The organism is Curtobacterium sp. B8 (assembly GCF_000333315.1).
Lineage (GTDB): Bacteria > Actinomycetota > Actinomycetes > Actinomycetales > Microbacteriaceae > Curtobacterium > Curtobacterium luteum.
The window spans coordinates 1-19829 of sequence record NZ_BACW01000294.1; the positions used below are offsets into that span (position 1 = coordinate 1).

Consider the following 19829-nt stretch of genomic DNA (forward strand, 5'->3'; position numbering starts at 1 on the left):
CGCGGGGTGGGCACGCCCCGCGCCTCCAGGCCGCCTGTCGGTCACCCCGCAACGCGAGGAAGCCCCCGCGACGTGCGTCGCGGGGGCTTCCTCGAGGTGGTGCAGGTGACTACTTGGCGTCGTCGGCCTTCGTGTCGTCCGCCTTGGCGGCGGCGTCGTCCTCGACCTCGGCGGCAGCGTCGGTCTCGGCCTCGGCCTCGACCGGCGCGGACTCCTCGGTGGTCTCGGTCTCATCGACCGGGGCCTCCTCGGTGGTCTCCTCGGCGGCCGGCGCCTCGACCGGCGCGGCGGCGGCCGGAGCAGCGTCGCGCTTGACCGGGGCGGGCTTGCCCGACACCGGCTCGAGCACGAGCTCGATCGACGCGAGGGGAGCGTTGTCGCCCTTGCGGAAACCGAGCTTCGTGATGCGGGTGTAGCCGCCCTGGCGGTCCTCGACCTGCGGGGCGATCTCGGTGAACAGCGTGTGCACGACGGACTTGTCGCGCAGGATGCTGATCACGCGACGACGGGCGTGCAGGTCGCCACGCTTCGCGAACGTGATGAGCCGCTCGGCGACCGGACGGAGGCGCTTGGCCTTCGTCTCGGTCGTGGTGATGCGGCCGTGCGTGAAGAGGGCGTTGGCGAGGTTGCTCAGGAGCAGGCGCTCGTGGGCGGGACCGCCACCGAGGCGGGGGCCCTTGGTGGGCTTCGGCATGTCAGTTCTCCAGTGGTGAATGTGGTGCGCGCTGACTCAGCACGCGTGCGCTTACGCGCGAGGTCAGTTGTTGGACTCGTCCTCGTCGTACCCGCTGTAGAAGTGGGCGCCGTCGAATCCGGGGACGGTGTCCTTGAGGGACAGGCCGAGCTCGGTGAGCTTGTCCTTGACCTCGTCCACCGACTTCTGACCGAAGTTGCGGATGTTCATGAGCTGCGTCTCCGAGAGGGCGACGAGCTCGGACACCGTGTTGATGCCCTCCCGCTTGAGGCAGTTGTAGCTGCGGACCGACAGGTCGAGGTCCTCGATCGGGGTCTGCAGCTCGTTCGAGAGCACGGCGTCGACCGGCGCGGGGCCGATCTCGATGCCCTCGGCCGCCGTGTTCAGCTCGCGGGCGAGACCGAACAGCTCGACCAGCGTGCGGCCGGCCGACGCGATGGCGTCGCGCGGCGTGATCGCCGGCTTCGTCTCGACGTCGACGACCAGGCGGTCGAAGTCCGTACGCTCACCGGCACGCGTCGCCTCGACGCGGTAGGTGACCTTGAGGACCGGCGAGTAGATCGAGTCGATCGGGATCTGACCCGCCTCGGAGAACTCCGAGCGGTTCTGCGTCGCCGACACGTAGCCACGGCCACGCTCGATCGTGAGCTCGAGCTCGAAGCGCGCGGTGTCGTTCAGGGTCGCGATGACGAGGTCCGGGTTGTGGATCTCGACGCCGGCCGGGGCGGAGATGTCCGCCGCGGTGACCTGACCGGCACCCTGCTTGCGCAGGTACGCGGTGATCGGCTCGTCGTGCTCGCTGGAGACGACGAGGCTCTTGATGTTGAGGATGATCTCGGTGACGTCTTCCTTGACACCGGGAACGGTGCTGAACTCGTGGAGGACGCCGTCGATGCGGATGCTGGTGACAGCCGCGCCGGGGATCGAGGAGAGGAGCGTGCGGCGCAGCGAGTTGCCGAGGGTGTAACCGAAGCCCGGCTCGAGCGGCTCGATGACGAAGCGCGAGCGGTGCTCGGAGATCGACTCCTCGGTCAGGGTGGGGCGCTGTGCAATGAGCACTGTGGGATTCCTTTCGGCGGAGTGTCCGCTATATGACACTCGGCGGTACGACGGGGCCGACCGGGCCCCGACGGGTCTGTTGAGTTGTGATCACGCGCACGGCCGAGCCGCGAGGGCCCGCCGTGCGCGATCGAACGACCAGGAATGGCCGGCCCCGCTCGACCCCGTCACGGGGACGAGCGGGGAACGGCCGGTTGCTCCTCGCGTCAGACGCGGCGACGCTTCGGCGGGCGGCACCCGTTGTGCGCCTGCGGCGTGACGTCGTTGATCGAACCGACCTCGAGGCCGGCGGCCTGGAGCGAGCGGATCGCGGTCTCGCGGCCGGAGCCCGGACCCTTGACGAAGACGTCGACCTTCTTGACGCCGTGCTCCTGCGCCTGACGCGCAGCGGACTCGGCGGCGAGCTGCGCCGCGAACGGCGTCGACTTGCGCGAGCCCTTGAAGCCGACGGCACCCGAGGACGCCCAGCTGAGGACGGCACCGGACGGGTCGGTGATGCTGACGATCGTGTTGTTGAACGTGCTCTTGATGTGGGCCTGGCCCACGGCGACGTTCTTCTTCTCCTTGCGGCGCGGCTTGCGCGCGGCAGTCTTGGGGGTAGCCATGGGGGTCTCCTATCGAGCCTTCTTCTTGCCTGCCACGGTGCGCTTCGGTCCCTTGCGGGTACGCGCGTTGGTCTTGGTGCGCTGACCGCGCACCGGGAGACCACGACGGTGGCGAAGACCCTCGTAGCTACCGATCTCGACCTTGCGTCGGATGTCCGCGGCGACCTCACGGCGGAGGTCACCTTCCACCTTGAAGTTGCCCTCGATGAAGTCGCGGAGAGCGACGAGCTGGTCGTCGGTCAGGTCCTTGACGCGGATGTCGCCGGAGATGCCGGTCTCGGCGAGTGCCTGGACCGAGCGGGTACGGCCGACGCCGTAGATGTACGTGAGTGCGATCTCCACGCGCTTCTCGCGCGGGATGTCGACGCCTGCTAGACGTGCCATGTGCTGGCTGCTCCTGTGGTTGGTGGAGGTGTGGCGCAGTACCGGTGCCCGGGCCTCCGACCCGAGGTGTCCCCCGCGGCCGGAGCCGCGGGATCTGGTACTGCGTGTTCAGTGTTGAGTTGTGGGTCCTGCTGGGAGCTCAGCCCTGGCGCTGCTTGTGGCGCGGGTTGCTCTTGCAGATCACCATGACGCGGCCCTTCCGGCGGATCACTCGGCAGTGCTCGCAGATGGGCTTGACGCTGGGGTTGACCTTCATGGTTGGTTCCTCGTGCTCGCTGGCTTCGTGCGCGGCGGGTTCGCCGGGCCGTTCCTTTCCAGCTCGCGGATCACTTGTAGCGGTAGACGATCCGGCCGCGGGTCAGGTCGTACGGGCTCAGCTCCACGATCACGCGGTCCTCGGGGAGGATGCGGATGTAGTGCTGGCGCATCTTCCCGGAGATGTGCGCGAGGACCTTGTGTCCGTTGGTCAGCTCAACGCGGAACATCGCGTTGGGCAGAGCTTCGAGCACCGAGCCCTCGATCTCGATGACGCCGTCTTTCTTGGCCATAGCCTCACTGTCGCTTGGTTGGATTACCGGTGTGATCCCCGAGCCGGTCTGCGGGTCGGGCGCCACGCCGAAAGGGCATGACACACCAAAGAGCAAGCCTATGTGATAGCGGCCGGATTGCCAAGTGCGGGCGACCCGGACCCTCGACCTGGGGCTGCCGCGGTCGAGTCTGAACGTTCCACAGTGGTCTCCTGGCCCGTTCTGGGCCGTCTCGAGTGCATCCGCCGTACCGTGTCACGGCAGCCCACCGAACGGAGAGAACCGTGCCGAACGCCCGCGGCCCCCTGGCCCGCCATGGACGACTCCCTCGTCGTCGCGCCTGGACGTCCGCCCTCGGCATCGTCGCGTCCGTCCTCGCCGTCGCGCTGGTCAGCGGGACCAGCGTGGCCGCGATCGCCGGCGGGCAGCTCGCCGCCGCCCCGAAGACGGTCCAGCTCAGCACGGACGACCAGAAGGTCGCCGACACCGCGGACATCACCGCGATGAAGGGCGGCGCGAACATCCTGCTCATCGGCAGCGACACCCGCGTCGGGCAGTTCGACTCCGACGAGGACGTCGCCGGCGCCCGGAACGACGTCACGATCCTCGTGCACATCTCGCAGGACCACCAGCAGCTCACGGCCGTGAGCTTCCCCCGCGACCTCATGGTCCCGATCCCGGCGTGCACCAACCCGGCGACGGGCACCACGTACCCCGCCGCCACCTCGGCACAGTTCAACACGGCGCTCGGCAACGGCGGGGTGTCCTGCGTGGTCGACACCGTCGAGAACCTGACCGGCCTGCGGATCCCCTACGCCGGGCTGATCACCTTCGACGGCGTCATCTCGATGTCGAACGCCCTCGGTGGTGTGGACGTCTGCGTCGCGCAGCCGATCAACGACTCGTACACCGGTCTCCACCTCACCGCGGGGTCGCACACGCTCGAGGGCTCGGACGCGCTCGCGTTCCTCCGGACCCGCCACGGAGTCGGTGACGGCAGCGACCTCGCGCGCATCAGTTCGCAGCAGGTGTTCCTCTCCGCGCTGCTCCGCAAGATCACCTCCGGCAGCACGCTGTCCGACCCGGTGACGCTCTACCGCCTCGCCTCGGCGGCGCTGCACAACATGACGCTCTCGGACGGCCTGGCGCAGGCCAGGAGCCTCGTCGGCCTCGCCACGACGCTGCGCGGCATGAGTACGGCGAACATGCTGTTCGTGCAGTACCCGGTCGTGGACGACCCCGCCGACAACGCCCGCGTCATCGTCGCGCAGGACGCGGCGCACACGCTCAACGTCGCCCTGCAGACCGACCAGCGGACGTCGCTCTCGGACTCGACCACCGGACGGGCGTCGGAGGAGTCGAAGAGCGCGGGATCGTCGACGGGCTCGTCGTCATCGTCCGGCTCGTCTTCCTCCGGCACGTCCTCGGCCGGCACGTCGTCCGGGTCGTCCGGGTCGAGCTCCTCCGCGACGTCGTCGTCAGGCTCCACGCCCTCGTCGACACCGACGGCGACCACGACGCCGCTCCCGTCGACCATCACCGGGCAGAGCGCGAACGAACAGACCTGCTCCGTCGGGAACTGACGCCGCGCGGCGGACGCGCCGCGCGGCTCCGAGCCGACCGCACCGTCGACGCCGCAGCGGCGGGGCGGACGCACCACGTGCCTCCCGGCCGGACGCGGTGGACGGCCGACCCGACGGGAGGCCCGTCCTACGGGATCGCGACGGGTGTCACACCCAGCGGGGCCAGGCCCGCAGCGCCGCCGTCGGCGGCCGTGGTCACCCAGATGCCGTCGGCGTGGACGGCGACGGTGTGCTCCCAGTGCGCGGCGTCCGAGCCGTCGAGCGTCCGGACCGTCCAGTCGTCCGCGTCCGTCGAGCTGTCGATCGTGCCGGCCGTCACCATCGGCTCGATCGCGACGACCAGCCCGGGCTTCACGGCGGGACCGGCGCCCCGCACGCGGTAGTTGAAGACCGGCGGTTCCTCGTGCATCGACCGGCCGATGCCGTGACCGGTGTAGTCCTCGACGATGCCCCAGGCGCCGGTCTCCTCGATGGCGTCCTCGACCGCGGCACCGACGTCGTTCAGGTGCCTGGCCGACGCCAGAGCGGCGATGCCGTGCCACAGCGAGCGCTCGGTCGTGTCGCAGAGCTTCCGCCGGGCCTCGCTCACCGCGGCGTCGCCACCAGGGACCACGACCGTGAAGGCGCTGTCCCCGTTCCAGCCGTCGACCTCGGCGCCGGCGTCGACGGAGACGATATCGCCCGCCTGGATCACGCGGTCGCCCGGGATCCCGTGCACCACCTCGTCGTTGACCGAGACACAGAGCGTGTGGCGGTACCCCGGGACGAGCTGGAAGTTCGGGACGCCCCCGCCGTCGCGGATGGTCCGCTCGGCGATCGCGTCGAGCTCACCCGTCGTGACGCCGGGTCGGACCGCGGCTCGCACGGCGTCCAACGCCTCGGCCGTCAGGAGGCCCGGGCGCACCATGGCGCGGAGCTCCTCGGGCGTCTTGTAGATCGAGGGCTTGCGGAAGCGGACCACGCCGGGTCAGACGCCCGCGGTCAGCCCGCGGGACGCGAGCGCCGACTGGATCCGGTCGCCGACCTCGTCGATGCCGCCGAGCCCGTCGACATCGACCACGAGGCCGCGGTCGGCGTAGGCGCCGACGATCGGGGCCGTCTGGTCCAGGTAGACCTCCTGGCGACGACGGATCGTCTCCTCGTTGTCGTCGCTGCGGCCCTGGTCCTCCGCGCGCTTCAGCAGGCGTTCGACGAGGGCGTCCTGGTCCGCGACGAGCTGCACGACCGCGTCGAGCCGCTCGCCCTGCTCGGTCAGGAGCGCGTCGAGGTACTCGACCTGGTTCAGCGTCCGGGGGTAGCCGTCGAGCAGGAAGCCGTGCTCGGCGTCCGGCTCGGCCAGGCGGGACTTCACGAGCTCGTTCGTCAGCTCGTCCGGCACGTACTCACCGGCGTCCATGAGCTTCTTCGCCTCGACGCCGAGGGGCGTGCCCTCGGCGACGTTCTTGCGGAAGATGTCGCCCGTCGAGATCGCGGGGACACCGAACGCGTCCGCGATGCGACCGGCCTGGGTGCCCTTGCCGGCGCCGGGGGGTCCGACGATGATGAGGCGTGCGCTCAACGGAGAAGCCCTTCGTAGTGACGTTGCTGGAGCTGGGAGTCGATCTGCTTCACCGTCTCGAGGCCGACACCCACGATGATCAGGATGCTGGCGCCACCGAACGGGAAGTTCTGGTTCGCACCGAAGAACGCGAGTGCGCCCAGCGGGATGAGTGCGATCAGACCGAGGTAGAGCGATCCGGGCAACGTCACCCGGGTCAGGACGTAGTCGAGGTACTCGGCGGTCGGGCGTCCGGCGCGGATGCCCGGGATGAACCCGCCGTACTTCTTCATGTTGTCGGCGACCTCTTCGGGGTTGAAGGTGATCGCGACGTAGAAGTAGGTGAACCCGACGATGAGCAGGAAGTACAGGACCATGTAGAACCAGTTGTCACCCGAGGTCAGGTTGTTCTGGATCCAGGTCACCCACGCGGCCGGCGCGGAGCCGTCCGAGGGCTGGTTGAACTGCGCGACGAGGGCCGGCAGGTACAGCAGCGACGAGGCGAAGATGACGGGCACGACGCCGGCCATGTTCACCTTGATCGGGATGTACGTGTTGTTGCCGCCGAAGGTGCGACGACCGACCATGCGCTTGGCGTACTGGACCGGGATGCGTCGCTGCGACTGCTCGACGAACACGACGGCCATCATGATGACGAGGCCCACGAGGATGACGAACAGGAACAGCTCGAAGCCGTTCGACTGCTCGATCGCCCAGAGCGCCGACGGGAACTGCGCCGCGATCGACGTGAAGATGAGGAGCGACATGCCGTTGCCGATGCCGCGCTCGGTGACGAGCTCGCCCATCCACATGATGAGGCCAGTGCCGGCGGTCAGCGTGACGACCATGAGCATGATCGCGTACCAGCTGTCGTTCGAGATGATCGACGAGCAGGAGGCCGACGCGTTCGTGCCGAAGAGAGCACCGGAGCGCGCGACCGTGATCAGGGTGGTGGACTGCAGGACACCGAGCGCGATCGTGAGGTAGCGCGTGTACTGCGTCAGCTTGGCCTGACCGGACTGACCCTCCTTGTAGAGGGCGTCGAAGTGCGGGATGACCACGCGCAGGAGCTGCACGATGATCGACGACGTGATGTACGGCATGATCCCGAGCGCGAAGACCGAGAGCTTCAGCAGCGCGCCGCCGGAGAACAGGTTGATCAGGTCGTAGAGGCCCTGCTGCGAGGACGCGCTGGCGAGGCAGCTCTGCACGGACGCGTAGTCGACGAACGGTGCGGGGATGTACGACCCCAGGCGGAAGAGCGCGATGATCGCGAGGGTGAAGCCGATCTTCTTGCGAAGGTCTGGGGTGCGCATGATACGCGCGACCGCTCTGAACACGAGGACTCCGAACTTCTGGGACCGGGGCCGTCGATCGCGGCCGTTCCGGTGTCGATCGGCAGGGCCGACCAGGCCGACCAGGCCGACGGACGCCGGCCACTGTCAAGGAAACCGTAACGGCGGCCCGTGCGCAAACGCACGGGCCGCCGACGGGGGTTACTGGGAGACGGTGCCGCCAGCAGCCGCGATCTTCTCGGCGGCGGACGCCGAGACCTTGTCGACCGAGACCGTGAGCTTCACGTTGATGTCGCCCTGACCGAGAACCTTGACCTTCTCGTTCTTGCGGACGGCGCCCTTGGCGACCAGGTCCGCCACGGTGACGTCGCCACCGTTCGGGTAGAGCTCCGCGATCTTGTCCAGGTTCACGACCTGGTACTCGACACGGAACGGGTTCTTGAACCCGCGGAGCTTCGGGGTGCGCATGTGCAGCGGCATCTGCCCACCCTCGAAGCCGACCTTGACCTGGTACCGAGCCTTCTGACCCTTGGTACCACGGCCGGCGGTCTTGCCCTTCGAGCCCTCACCGCGACCGACACGGGTGCGGTCCTTCTTCGCACCGGTGGCCGGGCGGAGGTGGTGCAGCTTCAGGACCTGCACGCGCTCGTTCTTCTCGTCGCTCATGCGTCGACCTCCTCGACCTTCACGAGGTGCGCGACCGTCGCGATGTACCCGCGGTTCTGGGCGTTGTCCTCACGCAGGACCGTACGGCCGATGCGCTTGAGGCCCAGGCTGCGCAGGGTGTCGCGCTGGTACTGCTTCTCGCTGATAACGGACTTCGTCTGCGTGATCTTCAGCATCGCCATCACGCACCTGCCTTCTCGGACGCGGCACGCGCGGCGGCGGCCTCCGCACGCAGCAGACGGGCCGGGACGACCGCGTCGACGTCGAGGCCACGGCGGACTGCGACCGCACGGGGCTCCTCGAGCTGCTGCAGCGCCTCGACGGTCGCGTGCACGATGTTGATGGTGTTCGACGAGCCGAGCGACTTGCTCAGGACGTCGTGGATGCCAGCGCACTCGAGGACGGCGCGGACCGGACCACCGGCGATGACACCGGTACCGGCAGCGGCCGGACGCAGGAGCACGACACCGGCAGCGGCCTCACCCTGCACCGGGTGCGGGATGGTGTTGCCGACGCGCGGGACGCGGAAGAAGTTCTTCTTCGCCTCCTCGACGCCCTTGGAGATCGCCGTGGGGACCTCCTTGGCCTTGCCGTAGCCGACGCCCACGAGGCCGTTGCCGTCACCCACGACGACGAGCGCCGTGAAGCTGAAGCGACGACCACCCTTGACGACCTTCGACACGCGGTTGATGGTCACCACGCGCTCGAGGAACTGGCTGTCGCCACCGCGGTTGTTGCGGTCGCGGCCCTGCTGACGGTCACGACCGCCACCACGACGGCCGCGCTGGTCGGCCGAGTCGCGGTTGTTGGACGCGGAACCAGCGGCGGTCTCGACCGGACGCTCGGCCGTGGCCGCTGCCTCCGTGGTCTCCTTGCTGGTGTTGTTCGCGGTGTCGCTCACAGGTTCAGCCCTCCTTCACGGGCGCCATCGGCGATCGCGGCGACGCGACCGGCGTACTTGCTGCCACCACGGTCGAAGACCACGGCCTCGACGCCGGCGGCCTTCGCGCGCTCGGCGAGGATCTCGCCGACGCGACGGGCCTTGGCGGTCTTGTCGCCGTCGAACGAGCGGAGGTCGGCCTCCATCGTCGATGCGCTGGCGAGGGTGTGACCCTTCGCGTCGTCGATGACCTGCACGAACACGTGACGCGACGAACGCGTGACGGCGAGACGCGGACGCGCCTCGGTGCCGGTGATCTTCTTGCGGAGTCGGTTGTGACGACGCGCCTTGGCGGCCGACTTGCTCTTTCCTCGGATACCGAGAGCCATGATCACTTACCTGACTTTCCGGCCTTGCGGCGCACGATCTCGCCGGCGTAGCGGACACCCTTGCCCTTGTAGGGCTCGGGCTTGCGCAGCTTGCGGATGTTGGCGGCCACCTCGCCGACGGCCTGCTTGTCGATGCCGGTCACGGTGAGCTTGTTGTTGCCCTCGACGGCGAACGAGATGCCCGCGGGCGGCTCGACCGTGATCGGGTGGGAGTAGCCCAGCGCGAACTCGACGCTGGTGCCCTTCGCCTGCACGCGGTAACCGGTACCGACGACCTCGAGGCCCTTGGAGTAGCCCTGGGTGACGCCGATGATGTTGTTCGCGATGAGGGTGCGGGTCAGGCCGTGGAGCGAACGCGAGGAGCGCTCGTCGTCCGGACGGGTGACGAGGACCTGGTTCTCCTCGACCTTGGCCTGGATGGGCTCAGCGACGACGAGCGCGAGCTCGCCCTTCGGGCCCTTGACCGCCACGGTCTGGCCGTCGATGGAGACGGTCACGCCGGCGGGGATGTCGATGGGAAGACGTCCGATTCGAGACATTGTCGATCACCACACGTAGGCGAGGACTTCCCCACCCACGCCCTTCTGCTCGGCTTCGCGGTCGGTCAGGAGGCCGGACGACGTCGAGAGGATCGCCACGCCGAGGCCACCGAGGACCTGGGGGATCTCCGTCGACTTCGCGTAGACCCGGAGGCCCGGCTTCGAGACGCGCTTGATGCCGGCGATCGAGCGCTCGCGCTCGGGGCCGTACTTCAGGTCGATCGTGAGGGTCTGCCCGACGCGGGCGTCCTCGATCTTCCACTCGTTGATGTAACCCTCGCGCTTGAGGATCTCAGCGATGTTCTTCTTCAGCTTGGAGCTGGGAAGCGAGACGGCGTCGTGGTGCGCCGAGTTCGCGTTCCGCAATCTGGTCAGCATGTCTGCGACCGGATCGGTCATCGTCATGATGCGTATCCATTCTCGCCTGGTTTCGACACCCGTTCCACGAATGCCGACCTGAGCGATCGGGGCCCCCAGGCGGTTCCCGGGGACCTGTGTGTTCGTGCGTGCGGGCCGGAGGACGTGAATCCTCCGGCCCGCACCGCCCGAAGTATCTTAGACCGTCTGGTCGGCCGAACGGAACGGGAACCCGAGCTGCTTGAGCAGCGCGCGGCCCTCGTCGTCCGTCTTCGCGGTGGTCACGACGGTGATGTCGAAGCCACGCACGCGGTCGATGCGGTCCTGGTCGATCTCGTGGAACACGGACTGCTCCGTGAGACCGAACGTGTAGTTGCCGTTCCCGTCGAACTGCTTGTCGCTCAGGCCGCGGAAGTCGCGGATGCGGGGCAGGGCGAGGGAGATCAGGCGGTCGAGGAACTCCCAGGCACGGTCACCGCGGAGGGTGACGTGCGCACCGATCGCCTGGCCCTCGCGCAGCTTGAACTGCGCGATGGACTTGCGAGCGATGTTGACCTGGGGCTTCTGACCCGTGATCGCCGTGAGGTCCTTGATGGCCCCCTCGATGATCTTCGAGTCACGAGCGGCCTCGCCGACGCCGGTGTTCACGACGACCTTGACCAGGCCGGGGACCTGCATGACGTTCGCGTAGCCGAACTGCTCGGTGAGGGCAGCCTTGATCTCGTTCTTGTACTTCTGCTTGAGGCGCGGCTCGACCTTGGTCGCCGGCGCGGCAGTCGTGTCGGTCATCAGAGCTTCTCACCCGACTTCTTGGCGTAGCGGACCCGGACGGTCTTCTTGACGCCGTCCTTCTCCACCTCTTCGGTACGGAAACCGACGCGCGTCGGCTTCTTGGTCTTCGGGTCGACGATCGCGACGTTCGAGACGTGGATCGGAGCCTCGTGCTGCTCGATGCCACCGGTCTTCGAACCACGCTGGGTCTGGCCGACGCGGACGTGCTTCGTGACGAAGTTCACGCCCTCGACGACGACGCGCTCCGAGTCACGGAGCACCTCGATGACCTTGCCCTGCTTGCCGCGGTCGCCGCCACGCTCCTGCGTGGCGCCCGTGATGACCTCGACGAGGTCACCCTTCTTGATGTTCGCCATGGCTTACAGCACCTCCGGCGCGAGCGAGATGATCTTCATGAACTTCTTGTCACGGAGCTCGCGACCGACCGGACCGAAGATGCGCGTGCCGCGCGGGTCGCCGTCAGCCTTGAGGATCACTGCCGCGTTCTCGTCGAACTTGATGTAGGAGCCGTCCTGACGACGGGTCTCCTTCTTGGTGCGAACGATGACGGCCTTGACGACGTCACCCTTCTTCACGTTGCCGCCGGGGATGGCGTCCTTCACCGTGGCGACGATGACGTCACCGAGACCGGCGTAGCGACGACCCGAGCCACCGAGCACGCGGATGGTCAAGATCTCCTTGGCACCCGTGTTGTCGGCGACCTTCAGGCGGGATTCCTGCTGAATCACTGCTGTCTCCTATTCCGAAGCAGGCCGCGGCCTACTTGGCCTTCTCGAGGATCTCGACCAGGCGCCAGCGCTTGGAGGCGCTGAGGGGACGGGTCTCGCTGATCACGACGAGGTCGCCGACACCAGCGGTGCCGAGCTCGTCGTGGGCCTTCACCTTGGACGTGCGGCGGATGATCTTGCCGTAGAGCGCGTGCTTCACGCGGTCCTCGACCTCGACCACGATGGTCTTGTCCATCTTGTCGCTCGTCACGTAGCCACGGCGCGTCTTGCGGTAGCCGCGGGTGGAGGCGGCGGAGGTGTTCTCTTCGTTCGCCATCAGTTCTCCTCGGCGGTCTCGGCCTCGGTCGACTCGGCCGGCTTGTCAGCCTTCTTCGTCGTCTTCTTGGCCTTGGTGGCGGTCTCGACGGGCGCGGGGGTGGCACGGATGCCGAGCTCGCGCTCGCGGAGGACGGTGTAGATACGGGCGATGTCGCGCTTGACGGCACGGAGGCGGCCGTGGCTCTCCAGCTGGCCGGTGGCCGACTGGAAGCGGAGGTTGAACAGCTCCTCCTTGGCCTTCTTCAGCTCGTCAGCAAGACGCTCGTTCTCGAACGTGTCGAGCTCCGTCGGACGGAGCTCCTTGGAACCGATCGCCATTATGCGTCGCCCTCCTCGCGCTTGATGATGCGTGCCTTGAGGGGCAGCTTGTGGATTGCACGGGTCAGCGCCTCGCGGGCGATGTCCTCGTTGACGCCGGAGAGCTCGAAGAGCACACGACCCGGCTTGACGTTGGCGACCCACCACTCGGGCGAGCCCTTACCGGAACCCATGCGGGTCTCAGCCGGCTTCTTGGTGAGCGGGCGGTCCGGGTAGATGTTGATCCACACCTTGCCGCCACGCTTGATGTGACGCGTCATGGCGATACGAGCGGACTCGATCTGCCGGTTCGTCACGTAGGCCGGGGTGAGGGCCTGGATACCGAAGTCGCCGAAGCTGACCTTGGTACCACCGGTCGCCTGACCCGAACGCTTCGGGTGGTGCTGCTTGCGGTGCTTGACTCGACGGGGGATAAGCATGGTTACGCCTCAACTCCTGCGCCGGCCGGCGCGTCCTGCGGGGCCTGCTGCTGACGGCCGCCACGGTCGCCGCCACGACGGTCGCCGCGCTCGCCACGGGGGCCGCCACGACGCTCCGGGCGCGACGAACGCTGGTTCGCCTGCTCGCGAGCGAGCTCCTTGTTCGTGATGTCGCCCTTGTAGATCCAGACCTTCACGCCGATGCGGCCGAACGTGGTCCGGGCCTCGTAGAAGCCGTAGTCGATGTTCGCGCGGAGCGTGTGCAGGGGCACGCGGCCCTCGCGGTAGAACTCCGAGCGCGACATCTCGGCGCCACCGAGACGACCCGACACCTGGATGCGGACACCCTTGGCGCCGGCGCGCTGTGCACCCTGCAGGCCCTTGCGCATGGCGCGACGGAACGCGACACGGGCGGAGAGCTGCTCGGCGATGCCCTGCGCGACGAGCTGGGCCTCGGTCTCGGGGTTCTTGACCTCGAGGATGTTGAGCTGGATCTGCTTCTTGGTGAGCTTCTCGAGCTCGCCGCGGACGCGCTCGGCCTCGGCACCGCGACGACCGATGACGATGCCCGGACGCGCCGTGTGGATGTCCACGCGGACACGGTCACGGGTGCGCTCGAGCTCGATGCGGGCGACGCCGGCACGGTCGAGGGTCTTCTTCAGGTACTCGCGCACCTTGATGTCCTCGGCCACGTAGTCGGCGTAGCGCTGACCGGCCTTGGTGCTGTCGGTGAACCAGTGCGAGACGTGGTCCGTCGTGATCCCGAGACGGAAGCCGTACGGGTTGACCTTCTGGCCCATTACTTGCTCGCCTTCTTGCTCGTCGCGGCGGCCTCAGCCTCTTCCGGCGTCGCGAGGACGACCGTGATGTGGCTGGTGCGCTTGTTGATGCGGAAGGCGCGGCCCTGGGCGCGCGGCTGGAACCGCTTCAGGGTCGTGCCCTCGTCGACGAAAACGCGGCTCACGTAGAGGTCGCGCTCGTCGAGGAAGCTGTTCGTCGAGTCCGCCTTCACCCGGGCGTTCGCGATCGCCGAGGCGACCAGCTTGTACACGGGCTCCGAAAGGGCCTGCGGCGCGAACTTCAGGATGGCGAGCGCCTCGTGGGCCTGCTTGCCGCGGATCAGCTCGATGACGCGACGGGCCTTCTGAGGCGTGACGCGGATGTGTCGCACGCGTGCGATCGACTCCACCATTTCGTTCCTCCTCTGCGTCCCCGCGTTAGCGGCGACGGCCCTTCTTGTCGTCCTTCACGTGACCACGGAAGGTGCGGGTCGGCGCGAACTCGCCGAGCTTGTGACCGACCATCGACTCGGTGACGAACACCGGGATGTGCTTGCGGCCGTCGTGCACGGCGATCGTGTGCCCGAGCATGTTCGGGACGATCATCGAGCGACGCGACCAGGTGCGGATCACGTTCTTGGTGTTGGCCTCGTTCTGCGTGACGACCTTGCGGAGCAGGTGCTCGTCGACGAAGGGGCCCTTCTTCAGACTGCGTGGCATCTTCTGAACTCCTACTTGCGCTTCTTGCCGGCGTTACGGCGACGGACGATGAGCTTGTCGCTCGGCTTGTTCGGCTTGCGCGTCCGGCCCTCGGCCTGACCCCACGGGCTGACCGGGTGACGACCACCGGAGGTCTTGCCCTCACCACCACCGTGCGGGTGGTCGACCGGGTTCATGGCGACACCACGCACGGTCGGGCGGACGCCCTTCCAGCGCATGCGGCCGGCCTTGCCCCAGTTGATGTTGGACTGCTCGGCGTTGCCGACCTCGCCGATGGTGGCGCGGCAGCGGGCGTCGACGTTGCGGACCTCGCCCGACGGCAGGCGGAGCTGCGCGTAGGGGCCGTCCTTGGCGACGAGACGCACGGAGGCGCCGGCGGAGCGGGCCATCTTCGCGCCGCCACCGGGCCGGAGCTCGATCGCGTGGATGACGGTACCGACCGGGATGTTGCGCAGCGGCAGGTTGTTGCCGGGCTTGATGTCAGCCCCGGGGCCCTGCTCGACGACGTCGCCCTGCTTGAGCTTGTTCGGCGCGATGATGTAGCGCTTCGTGCCGTCCACGTAGTGCAGGAGCGCGATGCGCGCGGTGCGGTTCGGGTCGTACTCGATGTGCGCGACCTTGGCGTCGACGCCGTCCTTGTCGTGACGACGGAAGTCGATCACGCGGTACTGGCGCTTGTGGCCACCACCGATGTGACGGGTCGTGATGCGGCCGGAGCTGTTGCGCCCACCGGTCTTCGGCAGCGGACGAAGCAGCGACTTCTCCGGCGTCGAACGGGTGATCTCAGCGAAGTCGGCGACCGACGAGCCGCGACGACCGGGGGTCGTCGGCTTGTAGTTACGAATAGCCATGATTAATCCCTAAAGGTCCTCAGCCGACAGCCGTGAAGATGTCGATCGAACCGGACTTGAGCGTCACGATGGCGCGCTTGGTGTCCTTGCGCTTGCCCATGCCGAAACGCGTGCGACGGGTCTTGCCCGGGCGGTTCAGCGTGTTGATGCTCGCGACCTTGACGTCGAAGATCTTCTCGATGGCGAGCTTGATCTCGGTCTTGTTCGAACGGGGGTCCACGATGAACGTGTACTTGCCCTGGTCGATCAGGCCGTAGCTCTTCTCCGAGACGACCGGCGAGATGATGATGTCGCGCGGGTCCTTGTTGAAGCCGCTCATGCGGAGACCTCCTTCGCGGACTTCGACGCGATGAAGGCGTCGAGTGCGCTCTTGCTGAAGACGAGGGCGTCGGACTTGAGCACGTCGTAGGCGTTGAGCTGGCCGTACGAGAGTGCGTGGACACCCGGCAGGTTGCGGATCGACTTGAGCGTGAGCTCGTCGTCCTGCTCGAGCACGACGAGCACGTTCTTGACGGGCGCGACCTTCTCGAGGAGCGTGCGGGCGGTCTTCGTCGACGGCACCTCGGCCGGGACGAAGGACTCCACAGCGGCGATGCGGCCACCGCGGGCGCGGTCCGAGAGCGAGCCGAGCAGTGCCGCGGCGATCATCTTCTTCGGGGTGCGCTGCGAGTAGTCGCGCGGGGTCGGTCCGTGGACGACGCCACCGCCGGTGTGCTCCGGAGCGCGGACCGAACCCTGACGGGAGCGGCCGGTGCCCTTCTGCTTGAACGGCTTGCGACCAGCACCGCGGACCTCGCCGCGGTTCTTGGTCTTGTGGGTGCCCTGACGCGCAGCGGCGAGCTGCGCGGTGACGACCTGGTGGATCAGCGGGACGTTGGTCTCGACGTCGAAGAGCGCAGCGGGCAGCTCGATGCTGCCGGCGACGGCGCCAGTCGCGTCGAGGACGTCGATCGTGGTTGCGGTCTCGGTGGCCATGATCACTTACCCTTCACGGCGGTGCGGACGAAGACGGAGCGGCCACGAGCACCGGGGACGGCGCCCTTGACGAGCAGCAGACCCTTCTCGGCGTCGACGGCGTGCACCGTGAGGTTGAGGACGGTCACACGCTCGCCGCCCATGCGACCGGCCATGCGCATGCCCTTGAAGACACGCGACGGGGTCGACGAGGCGCCGATCGAACCGGGCTTGCGGTGGTTGCGGTGCGCACCGTGCGATGCCGAGACGCCGGCGAAGCCGTGGCGCTTCATGACACCGGCGAAGCCCTTGCCCTTGGACGTACCGACGACGTCGACCTTCTGGCCCGCCTCGAACGTGTCGACGGTGAGCTCCTGGCCGAGCGTGTACTCAGCGGAGTCGTTGGTACGGATCTCGGTGAGGGTGCGGCGCGGGGTCACGCCTGCGGCCTCGAAGTGGCCGGCGGCCGGCTTGTTGACCTTGCGCGGGTCGATGGCACCGGCGGCGATCTGGATCGCCTCGTAGCCGTCGCGCTCGACGTTGCGGATCTGGGTGACCACGTTCGGGCCGACCTCGATCACGGTCACGGGGATGAACTTGTTGTTCTCATCCCACACCTGGGTCATCCCGAGCTTCTTGCCGAGGAGGCCCTTGACGGTCTTGGTGGAGTTCGCCATTGGTCAGCCCCCTTACAGCTTGATCTCGATGTTGACGTCGGCCGGGAGGTCGAGTCGCATGAGCGAGTCGACGGCCTTCGGCGTCGGGTCGACGATGTCGATGACCCGCTTGTGCGTGCGCTTCTCGAAGTGCTCGCGCGAGTCCTTGTACTTGTGGGGAGAACGGATCACGGTGACCACGTTCTTCTCGGTGGGGAGCGGCACCGGGCCGACCACGGTCGCACCGGCACGGGTCACCGTGTCGACGATCTTCCGGGCCGACGTGTCGATGACCTCGTGGTCGTACGACTTGAGCCGGATGCGGATCTTCTGTCCCGCCATGTGTCTCTCTGTCCTCTCTGCGCCGCGCACCCTCGGGCCGCCTGACGCCGCCGTGACCGTGCATTCCTGCACGGCTCGGCTGTTTTCCTGAACCAACCGGCCGCATCCACTGGGGGATGACCGCTGTTCTCCTGTCAACCGCGCGGGGCGACCGGGGCCGTCCAGCGTGGGCATGTCGCTTCCCCCACGCTCCGGGCACAGCAGTACTCGTGGCGCTTCGCGAGGGATTCGATCGTGTTCTGCTGCCTGCGGCCCAACCCAGCCCTGCTGAACAAGGGGGTTGTGCACTGCCAGAGCAGTGATCCTGCGGGCGCGAGCGCCCTGCGGAATTCGGAACCGGACAAGTCTCGCACAGGCACAGGATCCGTGCAACCCGGGCGTGTCGCGGATCACGGGCGTGTCGGGACCGGTCCAGTCCCCCGGATTCCCGGGGATCGGACGGTCTGGAGGCACGCCCCGCCCCGACACGCGGCGTGCCCTCCCGACGTGGTCGGGAGGGCACGCTGACGACGTCCGCAGGAGGGTGCTACTCGGCGGTCACCGGCGGCACGAACCACGGCGGGAAGACGGCGACGCGGGGCGCGTGGCCGCCGTGCTCGGCGAGGATCGACTTCACCTCCTGGCGGGCGCGGTCGTTCGGCACGCCGATCACGGCGACGGAGGAGAACGGCACGCTCGGCCCGGCGAGCAGCTCGAGGCCGTGCATCTCCGGGTCGGTGAAGTCGGTGCGACGGATGAGGTTGGTCGCGGCGTCCGGGCCGACGGCGAACCGGACGTCCTCGGCCTCGGCGTCCTGGTCGGCGACGATCACCGAGGCGCCGAACGCCGCGACGGGCACGACGAGCACGATGTAGTCGGTCGCTCGCGTCCGGCGAGCCGCGTCGGACCAGCGCTCCCCCTCGGCACCGCGTCGGAGCTCGTCCCAGCGTGTGGCGTCGGGCGACAGGGAGAACGTCACGTGGGCCGCGACCGGCGAGCCGTCGGGGGCGGACGCCTCGGACCGCGCCGCACGGGTGGCCGTCGAGCTGACGTCCACGACCGGCACGGTGTCGACGGCGGCCGTGATCGCGCCCGCCGCGACGATCCCGGGCAGGTTGTCGATGTGGGTGGCGTGGTGCGCCCGCAGGGAGGCGAACACGCGTGGCTCGGGCAGGTCGGGGACGGCCGAGCGGAGCGGGCCGCCGGGGACGCGTGCGGGGGCGGGGGTGGAGCGGAGGTCGGTGGTGATGCGGGTCCGGCGGGGTGCCGGGGCTGCGGGCTCGGCGGGGGTCTCCCGCTGACGGGGCGCGCAGATGTCGCAGAGTTCGGTGGGGAAACCGTGGATGCACTCGTCGGTCACGACTGTCGAGGGTCCTTCCGTGCCGGATGTGGGGTGGGCGGCACGGTGGTCAACGGTACGTCATCCGGCGGACTCCGAGGTCACTGCCGGTAGAGCAGTGCACGCACCTCGGACTCGGCCGCGTGCAACCGCGCCGGGTCGATGGTCTCGCCGTGGTCGTACGCGTCGAGCAGGCGCGGGTCGATGTAGCTCTGCCGGCACACGGTCGGGGTGTTCCCGAGCTCCTCGCTCGCGGCCTTCACCGCGTGCGACACCGCCTTCTTCCGCTTCGCCTGGCTCGACTGCAGCCCGGTCTTCGCGAGGTCCACAGCCGCGGCGACCGTGCCGTGCAGCGTGCGGAAGTCCTTCGCGGTGAACTCGTCGCCGGCCCGCTCCTTGACGTAGGCGTTGATGTCCTCGGCCGACAGCGGCTCCCACTCGGCCCCGCGCCGTTCGCGGAACGAGAGCAGGCGGGCGTTCGGACCGCGGCGCTTCATGCCCGCGATGACGGTCGCGAGGTCGGGGTCGTGGATCGAGGACGACCACTCCTGCCCGCTCTTGCCGGGGAAGTCGAGCTCGATGTCGTCGCCCGAGACGTGGGCGTGTGCGCAGAGCAGGGTCGAGAGGCCGCGGCTGCCGTGCTCCGTGGCGTAGCGCTCGGAGCCGACGCGGAGCGACCCCTGGTCGAGCATCCGGAAGGCCGCGGCGAGCGCCCGCTGCCGGTCCGGTTCCGGACGTCTGAGGTCCTGCGTCACCATCCGTCGGGCCGTCGGCAGGGACTCGGCGAGGGCGAGTGCCCGGTCGTACTTGATCCGGTCCATCCGTTCGCGCCAGCCCGGGTGGTACATGTACTGCCGTCGTCCCGCGCCGTCGATCCCGGTCGCGAGGATGTGGCCGTTGTCGGAGGGGGAGATCCAGACCTCGGTCCACGCCGGCGGGATGACGAGGTCGTCGAAACGCTGGCGCAGCTCCGGGTCCGTCACGGTCGCGCCGTCGGGATCGCGGTACGAGAAGCCGCGGCCGGCGCGGACGCGGTGGTAGCCGCGACCGCCGGTCGCTGAGCGTCGGAGACGGGTCACTCCTCCGAGCATGCCCACCCGACCCTGTGACGGACGGGAG

At 68.4% G+C, this 19829-nt stretch carries 32 protein-coding genes; 1 reads left to right on the forward strand and 31 read right to left on the reverse strand.

Annotated features, from left to right (window positions below; all coding sequences use genetic code 11):
- Window positions 1-109: 109 nt before the first annotated feature.
- The 6 genes from rplQ to infA form a co-directional block, all read right to left on the reverse strand.
- Window positions 110-694, reverse strand: a complete 585-nt coding sequence (gene rplQ / locus I59_RS07095; RefSeq protein WP_022903263.1) for a 50S ribosomal protein L17 — start codon at window positions 692-694, stop codon at window positions 110-112.
- A gap of 63 nt (window positions 695-757) precedes the next feature.
- Entirely contained in the window at window positions 758-1753 is a 996-nt protein-coding gene (locus I59_RS07100) for a DNA-directed RNA polymerase subunit alpha (RefSeq protein ID WP_022903264.1), read from the reverse strand.
- A gap of 206 nt (window positions 1754-1959) precedes the next feature.
- Complete coding sequence (rpsK, locus tag I59_RS07105; RefSeq protein ID WP_017885507.1) at window positions 1960-2358, reverse strand: 30S ribosomal protein S11; 399 nt, start codon at window positions 2356-2358, stop codon at window positions 1960-1962.
- Window positions 2359-2367: 9 nt separating this feature from the next.
- Entirely contained in the window at window positions 2368-2742 is a 375-nt protein-coding gene (gene rpsM, locus I59_RS07110) for a 30S ribosomal protein S13 (protein ID WP_022903265.1), read from the reverse strand.
- Between the two features lie 139 nt (window positions 2743-2881).
- Window positions 2882-2998, reverse strand: a complete 117-nt coding sequence (gene rpmJ / locus I59_RS21350; RefSeq protein ID WP_022903266.1) for a 50S ribosomal protein L36 — start codon at window positions 2996-2998, stop codon at window positions 2882-2884.
- Window positions 2999-3068: 70 nt separating this feature from the next.
- A complete protein-coding gene (gene infA, locus I59_RS07120) occupies window positions 3069-3290 on the reverse strand; it encodes a translation initiation factor IF-1 (RefSeq protein WP_017885509.1) in 222 nt (73 codons plus the stop codon).
- Window positions 3291-3553: 263 nt separating this feature from the next.
- Here infA and I59_RS07125 point away from each other — a divergent pair, with 263 nt between their 5' ends.
- Entirely contained in the window at window positions 3554-4852 is a 1299-nt protein-coding gene (locus I59_RS07125; RefSeq protein WP_031273235.1) for an LCP family protein, read from the forward strand.
- A gap of 127 nt (window positions 4853-4979) precedes the next feature.
- Here the strand turns inward: I59_RS07125 and map are convergent, their stop codons facing one another.
- The 25 genes from map to I59_RS07250 form a co-directional block, all read right to left on the reverse strand.
- Window positions 4980-5759, reverse strand: coding sequence for a type I methionyl aminopeptidase (gene map, locus I59_RS07130; RefSeq protein ID WP_042726548.1), 780 nt, complete (start codon window positions 5757-5759; stop codon window positions 4980-4982).
- 60 nt (window positions 5760-5819) lie between these two features.
- A complete protein-coding gene (locus I59_RS07135; protein WP_022903268.1) occupies window positions 5820-6410 on the reverse strand; it encodes an adenylate kinase in 591 nt (196 codons plus the stop codon).
- Window positions 6407-7729: a preprotein translocase subunit SecY gene (gene secY, locus I59_RS07140; protein ID WP_031273237.1), complete on the reverse strand. Its 1323-nt coding sequence runs from the start codon at window positions 7727-7729 to the stop codon at window positions 6407-6409. The genes I59_RS07135 and secY overlap by 4 nt, the downstream gene beginning before the upstream one ends.
- Window positions 7730-7885: 156 nt before the next feature.
- Window positions 7886-8350 (reverse strand): 50S ribosomal protein L15, encoded by a 465-nt coding sequence (gene rplO / locus I59_RS07145; RefSeq protein WP_031273239.1) that lies wholly within the window; start codon window positions 8348-8350, stop codon window positions 7886-7888.
- Window positions 8347-8532, reverse strand: a complete 186-nt coding sequence (rpmD, locus tag I59_RS07150; RefSeq protein ID WP_031273241.1) for a 50S ribosomal protein L30 — start codon at window positions 8530-8532, stop codon at window positions 8347-8349. The genes rplO and rpmD overlap by 4 nt, the downstream gene beginning before the upstream one ends.
- Window positions 8532-9251: a 30S ribosomal protein S5 gene (rpsE, locus tag I59_RS07155; RefSeq protein WP_022903271.1), complete on the reverse strand. Its 720-nt coding sequence runs from the start codon at window positions 9249-9251 to the stop codon at window positions 8532-8534. Before rpsE ends, rpmD begins: the two co-directional genes overlap by 1 nt.
- Window positions 9248-9619: a 50S ribosomal protein L18 gene (gene rplR, locus I59_RS07160; RefSeq protein WP_031273242.1), complete on the reverse strand. Its 372-nt coding sequence runs from the start codon at window positions 9617-9619 to the stop codon at window positions 9248-9250. Before rplR ends, rpsE begins: the two co-directional genes overlap by 4 nt.
- Before the next feature lie 2 nt (window positions 9620-9621).
- Window positions 9622-10158 (reverse strand): 50S ribosomal protein L6, encoded by a 537-nt coding sequence (gene rplF / locus I59_RS07165; RefSeq protein ID WP_031273243.1) that lies wholly within the window; start codon window positions 10156-10158, stop codon window positions 9622-9624.
- A gap of 6 nt (window positions 10159-10164) precedes the next feature.
- Window positions 10165-10563: a 30S ribosomal protein S8 gene (gene rpsH, locus I59_RS07170; protein WP_022903274.1), complete on the reverse strand. Its 399-nt coding sequence runs from the start codon at window positions 10561-10563 to the stop codon at window positions 10165-10167.
- A gap of 150 nt (window positions 10564-10713) precedes the next feature.
- Window positions 10714-11304 (reverse strand): 50S ribosomal protein L5, encoded by a 591-nt coding sequence (gene rplE / locus I59_RS07175; protein WP_022903275.1) that lies wholly within the window; start codon window positions 11302-11304, stop codon window positions 10714-10716.
- Entirely contained in the window at window positions 11304-11663 is a 360-nt protein-coding gene (gene rplX / locus I59_RS07180; protein ID WP_022903276.1) for a 50S ribosomal protein L24, read from the reverse strand. Before rplX ends, rplE begins: the two co-directional genes overlap by 1 nt.
- Before the next feature lie 3 nt (window positions 11664-11666).
- On the reverse strand, window positions 11667-12035 hold the full coding sequence (rplN, locus tag I59_RS07185) for a 50S ribosomal protein L14 (protein ID WP_017885523.1): 369 nt from the start codon (window positions 12033-12035) through the stop codon (window positions 11667-11669).
- 31 nt (window positions 12036-12066) lie between these two features.
- Window positions 12067-12351, reverse strand: coding sequence for a 30S ribosomal protein S17 (rpsQ, locus tag I59_RS07190; RefSeq protein WP_022903277.1), 285 nt, complete (start codon window positions 12349-12351; stop codon window positions 12067-12069).
- A complete protein-coding gene (rpmC, locus tag I59_RS07195) occupies window positions 12351-12671 on the reverse strand; it encodes a 50S ribosomal protein L29 (protein WP_022903278.1) in 321 nt (106 codons plus the stop codon). The genes rpsQ and rpmC overlap by 1 nt, the downstream gene beginning before the upstream one ends.
- Entirely contained in the window at window positions 12671-13090 is a 420-nt protein-coding gene (rplP, locus tag I59_RS07200) for a 50S ribosomal protein L16 (RefSeq protein ID WP_022903279.1), read from the reverse strand. The genes rpmC and rplP overlap by 1 nt, the downstream gene beginning before the upstream one ends.
- Window positions 13091-13092: 2 nt before the next feature.
- Window positions 13093-13890, reverse strand: a complete 798-nt coding sequence (rpsC, locus tag I59_RS07205) for a 30S ribosomal protein S3 (RefSeq protein WP_022903280.1) — start codon at window positions 13888-13890, stop codon at window positions 13093-13095.
- On the reverse strand, window positions 13890-14282 hold the full coding sequence (gene rplV, locus I59_RS07210; RefSeq protein ID WP_022903281.1) for a 50S ribosomal protein L22: 393 nt from the start codon (window positions 14280-14282) through the stop codon (window positions 13890-13892). Before rplV ends, rpsC begins: the two co-directional genes overlap by 1 nt.
- A 25-nt stretch (window positions 14283-14307) precedes the next feature.
- On the reverse strand, window positions 14308-14589 hold the full coding sequence (rpsS, locus tag I59_RS07215; RefSeq protein WP_017885529.1) for a 30S ribosomal protein S19: 282 nt from the start codon (window positions 14587-14589) through the stop codon (window positions 14308-14310).
- Window positions 14590-14600: 11 nt separating this feature from the next.
- Window positions 14601-15440 (reverse strand): 50S ribosomal protein L2, encoded by an 840-nt coding sequence (gene rplB / locus I59_RS07220; protein WP_022903282.1) that lies wholly within the window; start codon window positions 15438-15440, stop codon window positions 14601-14603.
- Between the two features lie 19 nt (window positions 15441-15459).
- A complete protein-coding gene (gene rplW, locus I59_RS07225) occupies window positions 15460-15759 on the reverse strand; it encodes a 50S ribosomal protein L23 (RefSeq protein WP_022903283.1) in 300 nt (99 codons plus the stop codon).
- A complete protein-coding gene (rplD, locus tag I59_RS07230) occupies window positions 15756-16415 on the reverse strand; it encodes a 50S ribosomal protein L4 (protein ID WP_031273244.1) in 660 nt (219 codons plus the stop codon). Before rplD ends, rplW begins: the two co-directional genes overlap by 4 nt.
- A gap of 2 nt (window positions 16416-16417) precedes the next feature.
- A complete protein-coding gene (gene rplC, locus I59_RS07235; RefSeq protein ID WP_022903285.1) occupies window positions 16418-17071 on the reverse strand; it encodes a 50S ribosomal protein L3 in 654 nt (217 codons plus the stop codon).
- Window positions 17072-17083: 12 nt separating this feature from the next.
- Complete coding sequence (gene rpsJ, locus I59_RS07240) at window positions 17084-17392, reverse strand: 30S ribosomal protein S10 (protein WP_022903286.1); 309 nt, start codon at window positions 17390-17392, stop codon at window positions 17084-17086.
- A 526-nt stretch (window positions 17393-17918) separates the two neighbouring features.
- Window positions 17919-18731: a DarT ssDNA thymidine ADP-ribosyltransferase family protein gene (locus I59_RS07245; protein ID WP_022903287.1), complete on the reverse strand. Its 813-nt coding sequence runs from the start codon at window positions 18729-18731 to the stop codon at window positions 17919-17921.
- Window positions 18732-18811: 80 nt separating this feature from the next.
- Entirely contained in the window at window positions 18812-19801 is a 990-nt protein-coding gene (locus tag I59_RS07250; RefSeq protein WP_031273247.1) for a DNA topoisomerase IB, read from the reverse strand.
- Window positions 19802-19829 lie beyond the last annotated feature (28 nt).

What these genes read in the sequence shown, in the direction of transcription:
- rpmC (WP_022903278.1), bottom strand. Translation starts at nt 12,671, where the DNA reads ATGGCGATCGGTTCCAAGGAGCTCCGTCCGACGGAGCTCGACACGTTC.
- rpsK (WP_017885507.1), bottom strand. Translation starts at nt 2,358, where the DNA reads ATGGCTACCCCCAAGACTGCCGCGCGCAAGCCGCGCCGCAAGGAGAAG.
- rplW (WP_022903283.1), bottom strand. Translation starts at nt 15,759, where the DNA reads ATGAGCGGCTTCAACAAGGACCCGCGCGACATCATCATCTCGCCGGTC.
- map (WP_042726548.1), bottom strand. Translation starts at nt 5,759, where the DNA reads ATGGTGCGCCCGGGCCTCCTGACGGCCGAGGCGTTGGACGCCGTGCGA.
- rpsQ (WP_022903277.1), bottom strand. Translation starts at nt 12,351, where the DNA reads ATGGCGAACGAAGAGAACACCTCCGCCGCCTCCACCCGCGGCTACCGC.
- rpsH (WP_022903274.1), bottom strand. Translation starts at nt 10,563, where the DNA reads ATGACGATGACCGATCCGGTCGCAGACATGCTGACCAGATTGCGGAAC.
- rpmD (WP_031273241.1), bottom strand. Translation starts at nt 8,532, where the DNA reads ATGGCGATGCTGAAGATCACGCAGACGAAGTCCGTTATCAGCGAGAAG.
- rplX (WP_022903276.1), bottom strand. Translation starts at nt 11,663, where the DNA reads ATGGCGAACATCAAGAAGGGTGACCTCGTCGAGGTCATCACGGGCGCC.
- rpsS (WP_017885529.1), bottom strand. Translation starts at nt 14,589, where the DNA reads ATGCCACGCAGTCTGAAGAAGGGCCCCTTCGTCGACGAGCACCTGCTC.
- rplC (WP_022903285.1), bottom strand. Translation starts at nt 17,071, where the DNA reads ATGGCGAACTCCACCAAGACCGTCAAGGGCCTCCTCGGCAAGAAGCTC.
- rplR (WP_031273242.1), bottom strand. Translation starts at nt 9,619, where the DNA reads ATGGCTCTCGGTATCCGAGGAAAGAGCAAGTCGGCCGCCAAGGCGCGT.
- rplP (WP_022903279.1), bottom strand. Translation starts at nt 13,090, where the DNA reads ATGCTTATCCCCCGTCGAGTCAAGCACCGCAAGCAGCACCACCCGAAG.
- rplQ (WP_022903263.1), bottom strand. Translation starts at nt 694, where the DNA reads ATGCCGAAGCCCACCAAGGGCCCCCGCCTCGGTGGCGGTCCCGCCCAC.
- rplB (WP_022903282.1), bottom strand. Translation starts at nt 15,440, where the DNA reads ATGGCTATTCGTAACTACAAGCCGACGACCCCCGGTCGTCGCGGCTCG.
- rplF (WP_031273243.1), bottom strand. Translation starts at nt 10,158, where the DNA reads ATGTCTCGAATCGGACGTCTTCCCATCGACATCCCCGCCGGCGTGACC.
- rplD (WP_031273244.1), bottom strand. Translation starts at nt 16,415, where the DNA reads ATGGCCACCGAGACCGCAACCACGATCGACGTCCTCGACGCGACTGGC.
- rpsC (WP_022903280.1), bottom strand. Translation starts at nt 13,890, where the DNA reads ATGGGCCAGAAGGTCAACCCGTACGGCTTCCGTCTCGGGATCACGACG.
- rpsJ (WP_022903286.1), bottom strand. Translation starts at nt 17,392, where the DNA reads ATGGCGGGACAGAAGATCCGCATCCGGCTCAAGTCGTACGACCACGAG.
- rplV (WP_022903281.1), bottom strand. Translation starts at nt 14,282, where the DNA reads ATGGTGGAGTCGATCGCACGCGTGCGACACATCCGCGTCACGCCTCAG.
- infA (WP_017885509.1), bottom strand. Translation starts at nt 3,290, where the DNA reads ATGGCCAAGAAAGACGGCGTCATCGAGATCGAGGGCTCGGTGCTCGAA.
- rpsM (WP_022903265.1), bottom strand. Translation starts at nt 2,742, where the DNA reads ATGGCACGTCTAGCAGGCGTCGACATCCCGCGCGAGAAGCGCGTGGAG.
- I59_RS07250 (WP_031273247.1), bottom strand. Translation starts at nt 19,801, where the DNA reads ATGCTCGGAGGAGTGACCCGTCTCCGACGCTCAGCGACCGGCGGTCGC.
- rpmJ (WP_022903266.1), bottom strand. Translation starts at nt 2,998, where the DNA reads ATGAAGGTCAACCCCAGCGTCAAGCCCATCTGCGAGCACTGCCGAGTG.
- rplO (WP_031273239.1), bottom strand. Translation starts at nt 8,350, where the DNA reads ATGAGCGACGAGAAGAACGAGCGCGTGCAGGTCCTGAAGCTGCACCAC.
- rplE (WP_022903275.1), bottom strand. Translation starts at nt 11,304, where the DNA reads ATGACCGACACGACTGCCGCGCCGGCGACCAAGGTCGAGCCGCGCCTC.